The organism is Empedobacter sp. UBA7494, assembly GCF_002478465.1.
Taxonomy (GTDB): domain Bacteria; phylum Bacteroidota; class Bacteroidia; order Flavobacteriales; family Weeksellaceae; genus Empedobacter; species Empedobacter falsenii_B.
Genome location: NZ_DLOC01000035.1, coordinates 41,359 through 57,875, shown reverse-complemented (window position 1 = coordinate 57,875; position 16,517 = coordinate 41,359). Strand labels below are relative to the sequence as shown.

The 16,517-nt window shown below is 32.6% G+C and carries 14 protein-coding genes; 7 read left to right on the top strand and 7 right to left on the bottom strand.

Translation table 11 applies throughout. From position 1 onward, the window contains the following. Nucleotides 1-542: 542 nt before the first annotated feature. The 4 genes from B4E95_RS03705 to B4E95_RS03690 form a co-directional block, all read right to left on the bottom strand. Nucleotides 543-1,484: a YihY/virulence factor BrkB family protein gene (locus tag B4E95_RS03705; protein WP_291061908.1), complete on the bottom strand. Its 942-nt coding sequence runs from the start codon at nucleotides 1,482-1,484 to the stop codon at nucleotides 543-545. Nucleotides 1,485-1,587: 103 nt separating this feature from the next. Further along, a complete protein-coding gene (locus B4E95_RS03700; RefSeq protein ID WP_291090002.1) occupies nucleotides 1,588-3,192 on the bottom strand; it encodes a pyruvate dehydrogenase complex dihydrolipoamide acetyltransferase in 1,605 nt (534 codons plus the stop codon). Between the two features lie 5 nt (nucleotides 3,193-3,197). Further along, nucleotides 3,198-4,202 carry a pyruvate dehydrogenase (acetyl-transferring) E1 component subunit alpha gene (gene pdhA, locus B4E95_RS03695; RefSeq protein ID WP_125349669.1) on the bottom strand — a complete coding sequence of 335 codons (1,005 nt, stop codon included), beginning with the start codon at nucleotides 4,200-4,202 and terminating at the stop codon, nucleotides 3,198-3,200. A 56-nt stretch (nucleotides 4,203-4,258) separates the two neighbouring features. Then, on the bottom strand, nucleotides 4,259-4,732 hold the full coding sequence (locus B4E95_RS03690; RefSeq protein WP_038337075.1) for a cytidine deaminase: 474 nt from the start codon (nucleotides 4,730-4,732) through the stop codon (nucleotides 4,259-4,261). A gap of 107 nt (nucleotides 4,733-4,839) precedes the next feature. Here B4E95_RS03690 and B4E95_RS03685 point away from each other — a divergent pair, with 107 nt between their 5' ends. Beyond that, nucleotides 4,840-6,366 carry a YifB family Mg chelatase-like AAA ATPase gene (locus tag B4E95_RS03685; RefSeq protein ID WP_114999055.1) on the top strand — a complete coding sequence of 509 codons (1,527 nt, stop codon included), beginning with the start codon at nucleotides 4,840-4,842 and terminating at the stop codon, nucleotides 6,364-6,366. A 79-nt stretch (nucleotides 6,367-6,445) separates the two neighbouring features. Here B4E95_RS03685 and B4E95_RS03680 read toward each other — a convergent pair whose 3' ends face one another. Then, nucleotides 6,446-9,379 carry a VIT domain-containing protein gene (locus B4E95_RS03680; protein ID WP_291089999.1) on the bottom strand — a complete coding sequence of 978 codons (2,934 nt, stop codon included), beginning with the start codon at nucleotides 9,377-9,379 and terminating at the stop codon, nucleotides 6,446-6,448. Between the two features lie 238 nt (nucleotides 9,380-9,617). Here B4E95_RS03680 and B4E95_RS03675 point away from each other — a divergent pair, with 238 nt between their 5' ends. Continuing rightward, nucleotides 9,618-9,791: a hypothetical protein gene (locus tag B4E95_RS03675; protein ID WP_280037895.1), complete on the top strand. Its 174-nt coding sequence runs from the start codon at nucleotides 9,618-9,620 to the stop codon at nucleotides 9,789-9,791. A gap of 67 nt (nucleotides 9,792-9,858) precedes the next feature. Here B4E95_RS03675 and B4E95_RS03670 read toward each other — a convergent pair whose 3' ends face one another. After that, nucleotides 9,859-10,833, bottom strand: a complete 975-nt coding sequence (locus tag B4E95_RS03670; RefSeq protein WP_115001971.1) for a PhoH family protein — start codon at nucleotides 10,831-10,833, stop codon at nucleotides 9,859-9,861. Nucleotides 10,834-10,909: 76 nt separating this feature from the next. On the opposite strand from B4E95_RS03670, the gene B4E95_RS03665 reads away from it, so the two are divergent. From B4E95_RS03665 to gldG, 4 genes are read left to right on the top strand one after another with little or no spacing between them, the layout of a single operon-like run. Continuing rightward, nucleotides 10,910-11,752, top strand: coding sequence for an SAM hydrolase/SAM-dependent halogenase family protein (locus tag B4E95_RS03665; protein ID WP_291089996.1), 843 nt, complete (start codon nucleotides 10,910-10,912; stop codon nucleotides 11,750-11,752). Nucleotides 11,753-11,792: 40 nt separating this feature from the next. After that, nucleotides 11,793-12,338 carry a CopD family protein gene (locus tag B4E95_RS03660; RefSeq protein ID WP_291064987.1) on the top strand — a complete coding sequence of 182 codons (546 nt, stop codon included), beginning with the start codon at nucleotides 11,793-11,795 and terminating at the stop codon, nucleotides 12,336-12,338. 1 nt (nucleotide 12,339) lies between these two features. After that, nucleotides 12,340-13,068: an ABC transporter permease subunit gene (locus tag B4E95_RS03655; RefSeq protein ID WP_291089993.1), complete on the top strand. Its 729-nt coding sequence runs from the start codon at nucleotides 12,340-12,342 to the stop codon at nucleotides 13,066-13,068. Nucleotides 13,069-13,072: 4 nt separating this feature from the next. Next, the gene (gene gldG / locus B4E95_RS03650; protein WP_291089990.1) at nucleotides 13,073-14,740 is read left to right on the top strand and encodes a gliding motility-associated ABC transporter substrate-binding protein GldG; all 1,668 of its coding nucleotides are present in this window, start codon (nucleotides 13,073-13,075) and stop codon (nucleotides 14,738-14,740) included. A 205-nt stretch (nucleotides 14,741-14,945) separates the two neighbouring features. On the opposite strand, the gene B4E95_RS03645 is transcribed toward gldG, so the two are convergent. Beyond that, nucleotides 14,946-15,296, bottom strand: coding sequence for a 4Fe-4S dicluster domain-containing protein (locus B4E95_RS03645; protein WP_114999046.1), 351 nt, complete (start codon nucleotides 15,294-15,296; stop codon nucleotides 14,946-14,948). A 62-nt stretch (nucleotides 15,297-15,358) separates the two neighbouring features. On the opposite strand from B4E95_RS03645, the gene B4E95_RS03640 reads away from it, so the two are divergent. Further along, complete coding sequence (locus tag B4E95_RS03640) at nucleotides 15,359-16,420, top strand: acyl-CoA reductase (RefSeq protein ID WP_291089987.1); 1,062 nt, start codon at nucleotides 15,359-15,361, stop codon at nucleotides 16,418-16,420. Nucleotides 16,421-16,517: the final 97 nt, after the last annotated feature.

The window sequence follows — 16,517 nt, the reverse complement described above, 5'->3', positions numbered from 1 at the left end:
GTAAGTTGTTCATTGTAAACATTTTGAAGTTAAATAAATTTACTCTTTTTCAATCAAATGAACAACTTTATTATTTATCAATCAAAATGCACAACGGGTAAAACTAATATTTTTAATCATAATTTTGATTTAAGTTTTGTAAAAAATCAGCCATATCCTCAATTCGTAATTGCAGCTTACTCCCTACTTTAAGGCAGGATGAAGGCAACATAGTGGCAGTAGAGTGTATACAATACTTTTTTTGGACGGTTGAAAGTTGACAGCAATTCGTCTAAGTTCCCGATACTAAAATCAGAGATTTTCACTCGAACTGACGAAAAGTACAATTGTTTTTCAAGAGTTTTAATTTTGTTGACAGTTCGAGTTGAAAAAAAATGGTGAATCATTACACTCGAGTTTTGTATTTTCACTGTATGAAATGATTAGACGGTGATGGTTTGCTGATTTAAGCAAAGCAACAGCGGATACTTTGTGGTTATCGACTCGGGTGAAATTGTCGCTTCGCGACAATTGTTTATTCAAGAAAAATCATTCATCTATTATTAATCGATACTTTCGTAATCGTGTTTTTCTGCAATATGATCAATAAACGATACTTTTCTGAGCTTCGCATTTCGTTTTGGAATAATAGGGTAACCTTTGGCTTCGGCAAATACTTTTGTGAATTTTGCGCCGAAATATAGAATTGTTGCAACATAATAAATCCACAACAAAAGAATAACCAACGAACCTGCCGATCCAAAAATGGTAGAATATTTGGAGTTTGCGATATAAATACCAATTAAATATTTTGCAATAAAGAATAGAATCGCCGTAAAAAACGCTCCTACAAAAGCTTGTTTTGCTTTGATACGTGCATCGGGAAGAATCTTGAAGAGAATATAAAATATCAAAATCGAGATTGAAATACTCAATGTATTATTAAGAAGAATAACTGTGGTCTTCGTCATAATGGTATCGAGTTCGAAAAGACTGAAAATTTCTTCTCCAAAACTCATTAATATACTATTTAATATTACTGTTGCTATTAAAACTATTCCTAATGAAAGGATAATCAAAAATGAAAGCCCTCTATTTATTACAAATTTCAACCAAGCTCTACGAGGAACTGCTTCGACACGCCAAATAAGATTGAGACTATCTTGCATATCGGTGAACATTGTTGTAGAACCAAAAATCAAAATTCCGATACCTATATATAAAGCAAGCGAACTATCTCCTGAAATGGTAGAATTTGTAACAAAATTTTGTACAGCTAAAGCGACATCTGGACCAACAATATTTTTAAGCTCATAAAACATTCGGTTTTCGATAGCATCTTTCTTAAAGAATAAACTTGCACTGGAAATTACAATCAGAATTAATGGTGAAAGTGAAAACAATGCGTAATAAGTTAACGAAGCACTCAATTTCATAATTCGGTCCTCACCAAATTCAACAATTGTCTGTTTTAAAATATTAAAGTAGAATTTTAGTTGCTTCATTAAATTAATTACTTTAGAGATTAAAGATACAAATTCATAAAATCTATAACAAAAAAAAGACCATTCGATGAATGGTCTTTAAAAAAATATATTAAATCTTAGCTTACACTAACATTGTAACAGGATTTTCGATGTACATTCTTAATGTTTGTAAGAATTGTGCACCTGTTGCTCCGTCTACTGTTCTGTGATCACAAGCTAAAGATAATTTCATTGTGTTACCAACTACAACTTGTCCGTCTTTTACAACTGGTTTTTGAATAATTGAACCAACTGATAGGATACAAGAGTTTGGTTGATTGATAATCGATGTGAATGATTCGATTCCAAACATACCTAAGTTTGAAACAGAGAATGTTGATTTTTCCATTTCATCTGCTTTTAATTTGCGATCTCTTGCACGACCTGCATAATCTTTGACCTCAGCAGAAATTTGAGCAAATGATTTTTGATCTGTATTTTTAACAACAGGAACCAATAAACCATCTTCTACAGCAACTGCCACACCGATATTGATATCTCCATGTTGAATAATTTCTGTATCTGTCCAAGTAGAATTAACAGCTGGATGTTTGCGTAAAGCCATTGCACATGCTTTCACAATCATATCGTTGAATGAAATTTTCGTATCAGGCACCGAGTTTAATTGTTTGCGCGCAGCAATCGCATTATCCATATCCAACTCTACATTTAAGTAATAATGAGGAGCTGTAAATTTAGATTCAGCCAAACGTTTAGCGATAACTTTTCTCATTTGAGAATTTGGAATCACTTTATCTTCTCCAGAAACAAAAGTTTGAGCTGGTTTAACTGATTCAGATTTTGCTTCCGCTTTTGGTTGAGCAGATGGTTGATAATTTTCGATATCTTTTTTCACGATACGTCCATTATCACCAGAACCTTTCACCTCTGCTAAATTAATTCCTTTATCTTTTGCAATTGTTTTTGCTAATGGCGATGCAAAAATACGATCAGAAGAAGAAGTTTCTTCAACCTTATTATTTACATCTAATTGTACAACTACTGGTTTTTCGTCATCAACAACTTCTGTAGAAACTGCTGGTGCAGCAACTTTACCTCCGTTTGCTACAATTGCAGAAACGTCAGTACCAGCTTCACCAATAATTGCTAAAACAGAATCTACTGGTGCAGGCTCGTTCACTTTAGCTCCTTGATATAATAAAACACCATCAAATTCTGATTCGAATTCTTGCACTGCTTTATCTGTTTCAATTTCTGCTAAAATATCACCTTCCGCAACTTGATCTCCAACATTTTTGTGCCAAACAACTACAGTTCCTTCTTCCATTGTATCAGAAAGACGAGGCATTGTAATTACTTCCACATTTGCAGGAATTTCTACAACAGGTTTTGCTTCTTCTGTTTTTGTTTCGCTGGGAGTTGATTTTTCTTCTTTCACTTCAGTAGTTGCTTTTGCTCCACCTCCAATTAAACCTGAAATATCTTCTCCTTCATTTCCGATGATTGCTAAAATCTCATCAACATTTGTTGATACACCTTCTGCAACACCTTGATATAATAATACTCCGTCAAATTCTGATTCGAATTCTTGGATTGCTTTATCTGTTTCGATTTCTGCTAAGATATCACCCTCAGCAACTTTATCTCCTACATTTTTGTGCCATTTTACAACAGTTCCTTCTTCCATTGTATCGCTTAAGCGAGGCATTGTAATAATTTCTGCCATGGTTTTTAGTTGTTTTCGATTTTATCTAAGAATGGATAATTTTCTTCTGAATAGATATAATCATACATTACGTGTTCTTCTGGATAGTTAGAGTTTTCTGCAAATTCTGCACATTCTTCTACCATCACTTTTACTTCATCAATAATTGCATCTAATTGTTCTTTAGTTGCCCAATTGTTTACTAAGATATGATTCTCAACATTCAAGATTGGATCTTCTTGTTTGTACTCTTCCACCTCTTCTTTTGTACGATAAGGCTCAGCATCAGACATAGAGTGACCTCTATAACGATATGTACGTACATCTAAGAAAGTTGGTCCATCTCCACGACGCGCTCTTTCAATAGCTTCGTAAGCTGCTTCTGCAACTTTTACAGGATCCATACCATCTACAGGCATACAAGGCATTTCGTATCCTAAACCTAATTTCCAAATATCTTCGTGGTTAGCAGTACGAGAAACAGAAGTTCCCATAGCGTATTGATTGTTTTCGCAAACAAAAACAACTGGTAATTTCCAGTTCATCGCCATATTAAATGTTTCATGTAATGTCCCTTGACGAGTTGCGCCATCTCCCATTAAACAGATTGTAACACCATCGCGGTTGAAGAATTTATCACCAAAAGCAATTCCTGCTCCTAATGGAATTTGTCCACCAACGATTCCGTGTCCACCATAAAAATTATGTTCTTTACTGAAAACGTGCATAGATCCTCCTAAACCATGAGAAGTTCCTGTTTCTTTACCACATAATTCAGCCAAAATACGTTTTGGATCTACACCCAAAGCCATAGGCCAAACGTGACAACGATAAGCAGTAATCACATGATCTACACCAGGTTTCATTGCATGAATAAAACCAGCTGGTAAAGCTTCTTGTCCATTGTATAAATGTAAGAAACCTCTAATTTTTTGCTTTAAATATAATGAACGACACTTATCTTCGAAGCGACGCCAAAAAGTCATATCACGATACCATTGTAGGTACGTTTCTTGCGTTAATTTTTCCATAATTGCACAATTCCGTTGGAACAAATTTAAACTAATCTATTTAGTGTACAAAATTGCTACCCTAAAAATTCATCAGTAAAATGCAATGGAAGCAAATCTTTAGCAGAATTTATCACCAAAACATCACCTTCTTTTCCAGATAAAATAATTTCGATTGGTTGCGATTGTTTCTTTTCAATCTCTAAAATATATTGACGACACATCCCGCATGGAGGCAATGGATAATTGACATTTGGCGTAGAAACAGCCAATTTTTCAATCTTAATATTTGGGAAGTTTGCATTTACATAAGCCAATAAACCTCTTTCGGCACAAGTCCCGACTGGATACGAAGCATTTTCTTGATTTGAACTCGAAAAAATTTCTCCATTTTCTAATTGAACAGATGCACCAACATTGAAATTAGAATAAGGCGCATATGCATTCAACGAAATATCATAAGCCTCTTCTACTACTTTTTTTTGTTCTGCTGCAAGCTCAGATTTACTCTCGAATCGTTCAAATTCAAAAGAATATTTTTCTTTTTTCATATAGAATTTACACCAAAGTGTATTATTTAATTAATTATTAAATACTTAAATCCTCTCAGCTATTTTATTCAATAGAAAAAGGAAGTAAATTTATAAAAAAATATTTTATGTTAGTGAAAATTTTTGCAAGTGCTATTTTCGGAGTTTCCGCAAAAACAATTATTGTGGAAGTTAATATTGATCAAGGTGTCGGGTATCATTTGGTTGGTTTGCCCGATAGCGCAATAAAAGAAAGTAATTTTAGGATAAATGCTGCACTAAAAAATTCTAATTTGAAATTACCTGGTAAAAAAATCACGATTAATATGGCGCCAGCAGATTTACAAAAAGAAGGTTCTGCCTATGATTTACCAATCGCAATTGGAATTTTAGCAGCTTCGGAGCAAGTAAATTCTGAACAACTCCATAAATTTATAATGATGGGCGAATTATCGCTAGATGGTTCACTTCGACCTATAAAAGGTGCATTGCCGATTGCAATACAAGCAAAAGAAGAAGGTTTCGAAGGAATTATTTTACCCAAACAAAATGCAGACGAAGCAGCTGTTGTAGAAGGAATCGATGTTTTTGCGGTTAATAACATCAGAGAAGTTGTTGATTATTTTAACGAAGAAATCATTTTACAACCTCATCAAGTTAATTTAGATGATTATTTTTTTAGTGAAATGAATAATTATCCTTTCGATTTTGCTGATGTAAAAGGTCAAGAAAATGTAAAACGTGCGATGGAAATCGCTGCTGCAGGAGGACATAACATTATTTTGATCGGTCCTCCAGGAAGTGGAAAAACAATGTTAGCCAAACGAATTGCTTCAATTCTTCCGAAAATGACCGTACAAGAAGCGCTCGAAACAACAAAAATTCATAGCGTTGCTGGAAAATTATCTAACAAATCATTAATTGTAAGTCGTCCTTTTTCTAGTCCACATCATTCTATATCGGATGTCGCCTTAGTCGGCGGTGGTTCTTATCCACAACCTGGAGAAATTTCTTTGGCGCATAATGGTGTTTTGTTTTTGGATGAATTACCCGAATTTAAGCGAACTGTTTTAGAAGTTATGCGTCAACCTTTGGAAGATCGAGAAGTCACAATTTCGAGGGCAAAATTCACTGTGAATTATCCTGCGAGTTTTATGTTAGTAGCTTCTATGAATCCAAGTCCGAGCGGTTATTTTATGGATGATCCAAACAACACTTCCTCTTTAGCGGAAATGCAACGTTATATGAATAAAATTTCTGGACCACTTTTGGACCGAATTGATTTACATATCGAAGTGAATCCTGTTCCGTTTGATGATTTGTCGCAAGAACGTCGTGGCGAAAAAAGTGCTGTGATTCGTGAACGTGTCATTAATGCAAGAAATATCCAGACCAAACGATTTGAAAATACAAAAGTCCATTACAACTCGCAAATGGGACCAAAAGAGTTGGATACTTTTTGTGATTTAGATGATCATTCGAAGCATTTAATCAAAGTTGTTATGGAAAAATTAAATCTTTCTGCTCGTGCGTATGATCGAATTATTAGGGTTGGACGAACAATTGCAGATTTAGATAATTCTGAAACTATTCTTTCAAAACATATTAGTGAAGCTATTCAGTATAGAAGTTTGGATCGAAATCAGTGGATGTGAGTTTAATTATTAATGATGAATGATGAATTATGCGTTATGCAAAAAAAAGGAATCTCTTTCAAGATTCCTTTTCCATTTACTAAAATTCAAATTCACCAACCAAAATTCCTTCGCCGCCAGAATTTGGCTTGTTATTCTGGAAAGTAATCATTTTCTTCACTTGTTTTCCTGAGCTATACATCAAGTAAATCTCTGCCGAAATAGTTGTTGGCCCTGAAATACTCATTTGTCTTTCTCCGAAAAAATTCGTTTCTATTTTATATTTTCCTTTGATCGCTTTTTTTAACATAAATTGTTCTGGTCCGAAACCTTGCGTCACATCCTCACTCATTCGTCCACCAATCGCAGTTGTACGATGTCCGTAAAAACATTTCTCGCCATTTGGATCCGTCACCCACAAATCAATATCGGTCATATCTTTATTCCAATTCATCACCACACGAATATCAACCGGAATATCAACAATGATATCTTTATTAATTTTCGATAAATTCAATTCTTTTCGATGAAGCGAAATCAAATTATTAACTTCAGGAACAATAATCTCCGTAATATCTCGATCACGATTGGCAATTTCTACTGAATAATCATTCGTTAATACTTTATACAGATATTCTAAAGCCGATTGATATTGCTCATTGTCTTGTAACGCCAAGGCATAATCACGATAACTTTGTGCATCAAAAGGTCGCCAATCCAAGACTTTTTTTGTGATAAATAATTCGGTTTGATATTCTTCAATTTCTTTCAATTTGTATGCTAACATTTTATACAATTCTGCATCTTCTAAACCTAGATCTGCAATCGAGCTTAAAATTTTAAGACCAGTTTCTTTTTCTTTTTTCTGAAAGAAAAATGTTGCCACATCAAAATAATAAGCAGGCGTTTCGGCATAATCTTTTCTCAAATCTAAATAAGTTTGATATGGATTTTTAGACGCTTCTATCAACTTCATGTATTCTTTATCCGATTTTACATTGACTATTTTAATTTCCGGAACCGAAGCTGATGATTCATCCTTCATTTTTTTATCTGCAACAAAATTAGCCGAAGCATAACCTAAACTTCTCGATTCTCTTCTCACTCCATTTGCTGTAACTACCATAGCTTGTTCTGCACTAGATTCCATCTCCATTACAGCTGTTGTTCTAGGCTCTGGCATTACCATATTCACTTGTACAGTCTCTTCTAAATAAGTTGTAGAATCCCCAACAGGTTTTGGATATTTTGGTTTTATATATTTAAAATCTTTCTTCCACCATTCTTTCAATTCCTTTGCTTTCGCAATTGCATTTTTCAACAAATCAGCTTTTCGAGTTTCATTTTGTTCAAAACCTTGTTTCGATAATTTATTAAATTCACTTTGCAATTCCGCTGGTGGATTGATTTTATACTTTACATAATCCGAAACATTTTCCAAAACAATCAAACTTGTGTTCGAAGTTACGATAGAAAATTGTTTTCCAATTTCTTCAATTTCTGTTTTATGTTGTTCTAGATTCAGTTCTAAATAATTCACTTTACTTTGCGCCCAAATTTTACTAATTTCAAGATTTTGAGTTGCTTTACTCAAATCCAATTCTTTATTGAATTCCACTTTTCCGTTTCGTCCAAACATCATCATTAATTTTGCATTTGGATATTGAGAAATTCCCGAAATCGAAATTCCATTGTTCACATCATTTGTCGAAATTGGGTAAACTTCTCCCGCTGTATTATTGATAATTCCTAAGAATTGAACCGAACTTTCGTTGATTTGTTTGAACGCATTTTCTACAGAATTTTCATTTAGATTGATAAATTTTCCTCCAACTTTTTGCGCAATCATTTTCAAAACGCCATAATTAGAAGTCGGCGAAGATGCAATTGTATAAAAAGGTTTATCTATATTAAAAATATTCGAGCCAAAAGACGAAATTCCATCCGAAAACAAAAGATATTCGTCTGCTTTCAGATTTGTTGGAAGAATTTTCGCATAATTTGTTCCTCCATCATACGTCACATTTTCCAAATATTTTTTCAATTCTGACCAATCACCATTTTTAATTTGAAAAAATCTCGATTTTTCCAAAGAAAAATTCAATAACGAAACTTCAATATTTAGATTTTTTTGTTGAGAAATAATTTTATCTAAAAATTCTAACTCTTTTTGATGATTTCGTTTCAAACCACTCAACGAATTATCCCAAATAATTCCAATATTTTTTGACCAAACTTTTGGTTGAGATTTTGCATCAACCAATAAATTCGCATAAAAATAAACCGAACCATCTACATTTTTCTGAACAAAAGATTCTACATTATTCGGCGATTTCGGAAGATTAATAATCAATGATTTTTTAGGTGTAAAATCTGTTTTCGACAAATTTGCTTCATATATATTACTATTTTCCGAAAAATTGAACGAACCATCTGGCGTTTCAATCAATTGTGGTTTTCCAGCAGCATTGTACACTTTTGTTGTCAAATTAAACTTCGCAATTTTTTTCGAAGAATCTAACGGCAAATGATATTGATACGACGATTTATCCAATTTTAATTCTTGGTAATACGATAACTGAATCGTACGTGAACCTTTTGCTGGAATCGGAGAAATACGAGTTCGAAAATTATTTCCTTCTACTTTTTCGATGATTCCAGGGTCGATATTTTGCTTCTGAATACTTTCGAAAACCTCAACCGCACGCACTTTTGTAACAGGAACTGCATTTCGCAATTTTCCATTAATATCAATTGCATATCCACTAACAGTCGTGTTTTCGGGCAAAGGGAAAACTAAATTCCCTTCAAGATTTCGACTTGATGAATTTGTAAAAACTAAAGTTGTTGTCGTTTTGGCCAAATTTCCAAAAATCTCAACTTGCACATTCATCGATTGCAAACTCACAGAATTTTCGTCTGGGCGTTCACCAATTTCGATACGCGGAAATCCGATTCGAATATCTTGCGCATTTATTTTTGTAGAAAAAAACATTCCAACAAAAACAAAGAAAAAAGAAAATAACTTTTTCATATTGTTTGATTTGTAAGTTAGATGCAACAAATTACAAAAAGGTTGGTTGATGTGAAAAAGTTTTAAGTGTTGAGTTGTTAGTTATAAGTTTATTTCAGATTTCCCCTTTTGTCAGAATCACATTTACTTGATTCGCATTATCAAAATTATCTTTCTGAACTTGATTTTAGAATCGAATATTTTTTTACAAAATCAGAAATAAATCATTATATTTGATTGAATTACAATTTATAATAAAATGAAAAATATATTATATATAACGGGATTAGTTTTAATATTAACTTCAATTTTATTAATCTTAGAATTTTCTGATTCTAATAGAATGAGCTTAATTGCAGGAATGATTTTGCCAATAGGATTAGTATTTAACATTTTAGGTTTTACTTTAAAAACTAATCCACTAAAAGAATAATTTAATATTCTGCCATAAATATTAAATCGAAAAGCCAATTGCTCTTAGAAACAATTGGCTTTTTGATTTATTTTTTAATATCTATTTTCTCTCGCTCTTTATCTTCACTCACTTTGTAAGCTTTCAAGACTTCGCGAACAATTTTGTGTCGAACAACATCTTTATCATCCAAATAAATAAATCCGATATCTTTTACATCTTTCAATATATTAATCGCTTCACGTAAACCAGATTTTTGTTTTGGTGGTAAATCGACCTGACCAGGATCTCCTGTGATAATAAACTTAGAATTTTTTCCCATACGCGTCAAAAACATTTTCATCTGAGCATAGGTTGTGTTTTGCGCTTCATCAAGAATTACAAAAGCTCCGTCCAATGTTCGACCACGCATAAATGCTAAAGGCGCTACTTCTATCACTCCTTTTTCGGTATAAGACGAAAGTTTCTCGAACGGAATCATATCTTTCAACGCATCATACAAAGGTTGTAAATATGGATCTAATTTATCTTTCATATCACCTGGTAAAAAACCTAAATTCTCGCCAGCTTCTACGGCAGGACGTGTCATAATAATTCGGCGAACTTCTTTGTTCTTTAACGCTTGTACCGCCAACGCAACAGCAGTATAAGTTTTTCCCGTTCCAGCAGGCCCAATTGCAAACACCATGTCTTTGTTGTAAACAGTTTGTACCAGCTTTTGTTGATTAGGCGTTTGAGGTTTGATGATTTTACCATTTACACCGTGTACAATAATTTCGTCTTCTTTTTTTATTTGAAGCATTTCATTATTATCTTCGGTCATAATGATTTCGAGTTCGCGATCAGATAGTCGATTGTATTTGTGAATATGCTGAATTACTCGTTGCATTTTTTGGTCAAATACTTTCAGAACATCTTCATTTCCAAATACTGTTAACTCTCTTCCGCGAGCAACAATCTTTAATTTTGGATAATATTCTTTGATTCTTTTTAGATGTTCATTATTAGCACCATAAAAATCTTGAGCATTAATTTCGGCTAATTCAATATTAATTTCTGTCAAATGAGATTGTTTTTTTGGTTCACTTACACAAAAATAAAGAATAATAAACAATATATTTGCTAATTATTAGAGAATAGTGGCAATTATTACATTAACATCGGATTTTGGAGTCAAAGATTACTTTGTTTCTAGCGTTAAAGGCGCAATTCTAAAAGAATTGGCCGATGTTACAATTGTAGATATTTCGCATCATGTTAATCCCTATGATTTATCTGAAGCTGCCTATATCATTCGTAATTCTTACGAAGAATTTCCCGACGGAACTATACATATTATTGGAATTAATGCCTTAAGTACGCCTTATCAGAAGCCGATTTGTGCATTAATCAATCATCATTATTTTATTTGTGCAGATAATGGAATTTTATCCTTGATTTGCCAAAAAAATCAACCAGAAGAAATTTACGAAATCACTGCTTATCCAGAAGGAATAGACAGTTTATTTCCAATGAAAAATTGTTTTGTACCAGTTGCATGTCACTTGGCGCGCGGCGGAGTTCCTGCTCTTTTAGGGAACAAACGTACCGAAATGAAGCAATTGAATGAGTTGAAACCAATTTATCGCGATGATAAATATATCATAGGAAATGTGATTTATATTGATCATTTTGGAAATGTTGTGAGTAATATTTCGAAAGATTTTTTCGATGAAATTGCACAAGACAGAAAATATAAAATTTTGCTTCGTCAGAAAGATTTCTCGATGACCGATATTACTGTTATTTATGAGCATTACAACGAAGTTGTACAAGATTTTAACAAAGAAGTGCAAGCTTTTGGACGAACATTGTGTTTGTTTAATTCGGCAGGATTTTTAGAAGTTACTTTATACAAGAGTAATTCAACAATATCAGGAGGTGCAAATCAGTTAATGGGATTAAAGAAAAACGATACAATTACAATTGAATTTGAAAATTAACGCTGAGAAAATTTAGTATTAGAGAGTTTACAATAACTATATGACTTATAATTATTTAATATACAAAGCAATACACGTTATCTTCGTGGTAAGTTACTTTGCTGGTTTATTTTACATTGTTCGTTTGATGATTTATCATACAGAAACGCAACAAATGGAAGAACCAAAAAAATCAATTTTGCAGGATCAATATACCTACATGGAGAAAAAATTATGGAATGTAATTACCGCTCCTGCTTTGGTTATTTTGATTACAATGGGATTGAATATGCTTTACAAAAATCAAGGTTTATTACAAATACCGTGGATGAAAAGTAAATTAGGAATGATAAGTGTTTTATTAATTTATCATTTTTGGTGCTGGCGAACGTTGAAACAAATCCAAAATAAAGTTTTCAAATACACTTCTGTTCAATTGCGAATGATGAACGAATTGGCGACTATTTTATTATTTGTTATCGTGTTTGCTGTGATTCAAAAAACAGATTTTGGTCAAAATTGGTATTGGTCGATTGTCAGTTTCTTTGGTTGTGGTATACTACTTATGCTTATTGTGCGTTTAATTAATCGTAATAATAAAAAATAACATGTGGACAATCTTCAAAAAAGAGTTTTCCAATTTTTATTTAGGCTTCAACGCTTATTTAGCAACCGCAACATTTGTTATCGTTTCGGTTTTATTCCTTTGGTTTTTTGATAACGAATTCAATGTTTTCAATATTGGAAATGCTTCTTTAAGTAGTTTTTTCTTTGTTGGACCTTGGATTTTTCTATTCATGATTCCAGCTTTAACGATGAAATTAATCGCAGAAGAGCAAGCAAACGGAACACTATTGTGGTTATTCACACTACCTATAAAAAATAACCAAATTATTTGGGGCAAATATTTAGCAGTCGTTTCAGTTGTTGTTTTTTGTTTACTTTCAACTTTCTTGTTCACTATTACGTTGCAAGAATTTTTGATGCCCGAACAAGAATTAGATTACGGAACAATTTTTTCTGGTTATTTAGGACTTTTCTTTCTAGGAAGTTTATTCGCCGCAATTGGTTTATTTACTTCATCTATTACCAAAAATCAAGTAATGGCTTATGTTTTGGCGGTTTTCTTTTGCTTCATTATTTTTTATGGATTCGAAAGTTTAGCGTCATATAATTTACTTGGTTCGATGGATTTCTATGTTCAAAAAATTGGAAGTTTTACACATTACAACCAGTTTTTGAAAGGAATTATTGACACACGAGATTTACTTTACTTTTTGATTTTGATTGGAATCTTGAATCAAATTTCAATTGTTAATCTTGAAAATAAAAAATAGTGCCATGAAAAAATTAAACAAAAAACATCTAATTACTTTCATCGCATTTATCGCGCTTTTTATCATTGCTCAATTTTTTTATACGCGAATTGACATGACAAAAGACAAACGTTTTACGTTAACTTCTACAACCGAAAAGTTAGTAGAAAATGTAAAACAACCGCTTAAAATTGAAATTCTTTTGGGTGGAGATTTAACAGGTGATTACAGAATTTTGAAGAACGAAATTCAATTTTTATTAGACGAACTTCGCGAAAAAAATAGTAATATTTCTTATTCTTTTGTTGATCCTGTCGATTTAGGACAAGCCGAATTAGAGCAAAATAAATTAGCTCCAGTTCCAATTAAAACAGACAAAGGAATTTTGAATGTTTATCCGTATGCAAAATTAACTTACGGTGACAAATCGACTTATATGGAGGTTTTAGTGAATGACCCTTCTACTCCATTTGAAAAATTAGCATTAGCATCTACTGAAAAATTAGAATATTTATTTGCCGAAAAAATTCAGAAAGCAACCAATTTTGAGCGCAAGCGTATTGGTTTCATTGTTCATCATGACGAATTACCTGAAGCAAATATTCAAGGGTTAGGCTCTGCTTTGTCAGAAAAATATGATGTGGAGATTTATCTAAATCCAATTGCAAACAAATCGTTTTCTTTACAGCCTTCTGATTTCGATAGTTTGAAACGTTTTGATGCCTTGATTGTAGCAAAACCTACATTACCTTTTTCTGATATGGATAAATTGGTTTTGGATCAATATATCATGAATGGAGGAAAAATGATGATGGCTGTTGAAACTGTGGATGCTGAAATGGACTCTATTTTCCGAAGTGGAAAAATCGTTGCTTTTCCAAGAGATTTAAAGTTAAATGATTTCTTATTCAATTATGGTGTTCGTATTCATCCGGCTGTTATAAAAGATATGAATGGTGCACAAATTGTTTTGGCAGATGGCGAAACAGCAGGAAATACAAGTTACAATTATTACAATTGGCCTTATTTTGAGTTAGGAATTAAAGGAGAAGAAAACCCAATTACAAGTTCCATAGATCCTGTTTTATTTCAATTTGCGAATCCGATCGAATTACTGAAAAATCCAAATATCAAACAAACTGTTTTATTAAGTTCTTCTGAACAATCAAGTTTGAAACCTGCTTTAAATTATATTCAATTAAATGAAGTCGAAATCGAGAATCCTGAAGAATATAAAATGGGAAAAATTCCGATGGCAGTTTTGTTAGAAGGTAATTTCAATTCGGCTTATGCTTCGCGTTACGAACGTAAAGAATTTCCGAATTTCAAGCCAAAAACTACCGATGGTAAAATGATTGTCATTTCGGACGGAGATGTTTTAAAAAATGCTTTATGGAGAGGAATTCCAATGCAATTAGGAGAAAATAAATTTTCGGTTCGTCCAGATAATCCAGATGGAAAACCGAAAACATACGCCAACCAAACATTTATAATGAATGCAATGGATTATTTATTAGGTGATACTGATTTCTTGGCTTTACGCAATCGTAAATTAGAAATTCCGTTGTTAAGTGAAACAACTGTTTTACAAGAAAAATCGACTTGGCAAATGATGAATTTACTTGTTCCAACTGCTATTATTGGTTTATTGGCTGGAATTGGATTTTGGATTAGAAAGAGAAGATATTCTTAAAAAAACGAATTTCGAAGCTCGAGTTTCGAGTTTCGAAAATTAATAAAATGCAATAGGGATTGAAGTGGAAATCCTTTTTTGATAACTGAGCGAAGTCGAAGTTTGAGAAAAAGATTGGAACGAAAAGCCCGCCCGAAGGGATTGCCCAAAAACTAAAAAACCTCTCAAATTCTGAGAGGTTTTTATATGTAAAGTTGTGACGATTTTACTCTAAGTGCATAAACGCTTTTTTACTCAAAAGGCGCTCCTCGCTTTCTACGTGGTTATCATCAGGCACACAACAATCCACCGGACAAACTGCCGCACATTGTGGTTCTTCGTGGAAACCTTTACATTCAGTACATTTATCAGGAACGATGTAATAAACCTCATCACTCACAGGATCTTGCACCGCATCAGCGTCAAAAGTTGCGCCGTCTACGTTTACAATTGTCCCGCTAAGAGAAGTTCCATCAGAATATTTCCAATCTACCGCAGCTTCATAAATCGCGTTATTTGGACATTCTGGCTCACAAGCTCCACAATTTATACATTCATCTGTAATAATTATAGCCATTGTATCTGTTTTTTTATTTCCTACATTTGCAACTACAAAATTACATTTAATTTTCAGAAAAAATGACATTTGAACAAAGGATTTCAGCATTTAACGAATTGGGGCAGTTTTTTAATTTTATTATAAATAATGATTCAATTAAAGACGCGGAACTGACAGAAAAATTCGTAAATTGGAAAGAAGAAGCTGAATATGCGGTGAGCGATGCAGAAGCCTACAACAATTGGTTTACAAAAGATAATATTACGTTAGCCTTGAAAAGTTGGGCAGAAGCTTTAACGGAAGAAAATTTATTGGCTTGGACGAAAGATTATCCATTTGCTGAAACATCAAAAAATGTTGGAATTATCATGGCAGGAAATTTACCTTTGGTTGGTTTTCATGATTTGCTTTCTGTTGTTATTTCTGGAAATAATGCCTTGATTAAAACTTCGTCTAAAGATGATAAATTAATCAAATTAGCGATAAAATATTTGTATTCGATTGATGAAAATTTCAAATTGATTATTCAAACTGTTGAACAATTAGAAAATTATGATGCAGTTATTGCAACTGGAAGCAATAACACAGCACGCTATTTTGAGCAATATTTTGGTAAAGTTCCTAACATTATTCGTAAAAATAGAACTTCGGTTGCTGTATTAAATGGTTCGGAAACTGATGAAGAGTTGAAAAAATTGGGTAACGACTTATTTATTTATTTTGGATTAGGTTGCCGAAATGTAACGAAACTTTATGTAAAAGATAAAGCCCAATTACCAAAAATATTCGAAGCTATTTTTTCATGGGGCGATGTGATTAATCATCCTAAATACGCAAATAATTACGATTATAATCGTGCAATATTTTTATTAGGAAAAGATGAGTTTTTAGACAATAATTTTGTTCTAATGAAAAAAGATACAGCTTTACATTCTCCAATTGCAGTTGTAAATTTTGAAGTTTATAAAGATATAAATGATGTTAAAAATTATTTGATCGAAAATGAAAATCAAATACAATGTGTGGTTGGAAATGACATGAAAGACAATTCGAATTATGTTGAATTTGGGCAAACTCAATTCCCAAAATTAACTGATTATGCCGATAATATTGATACGCTGAAATTTTTGACGGAGTTGTAGATATTAGAAAGGTAAAATTTATACTTATTAAAAACATATGTCTTGTTGAACTCGTTTCAACATCACAGCCAAATAATAAATAAACAAAAAGAGAATC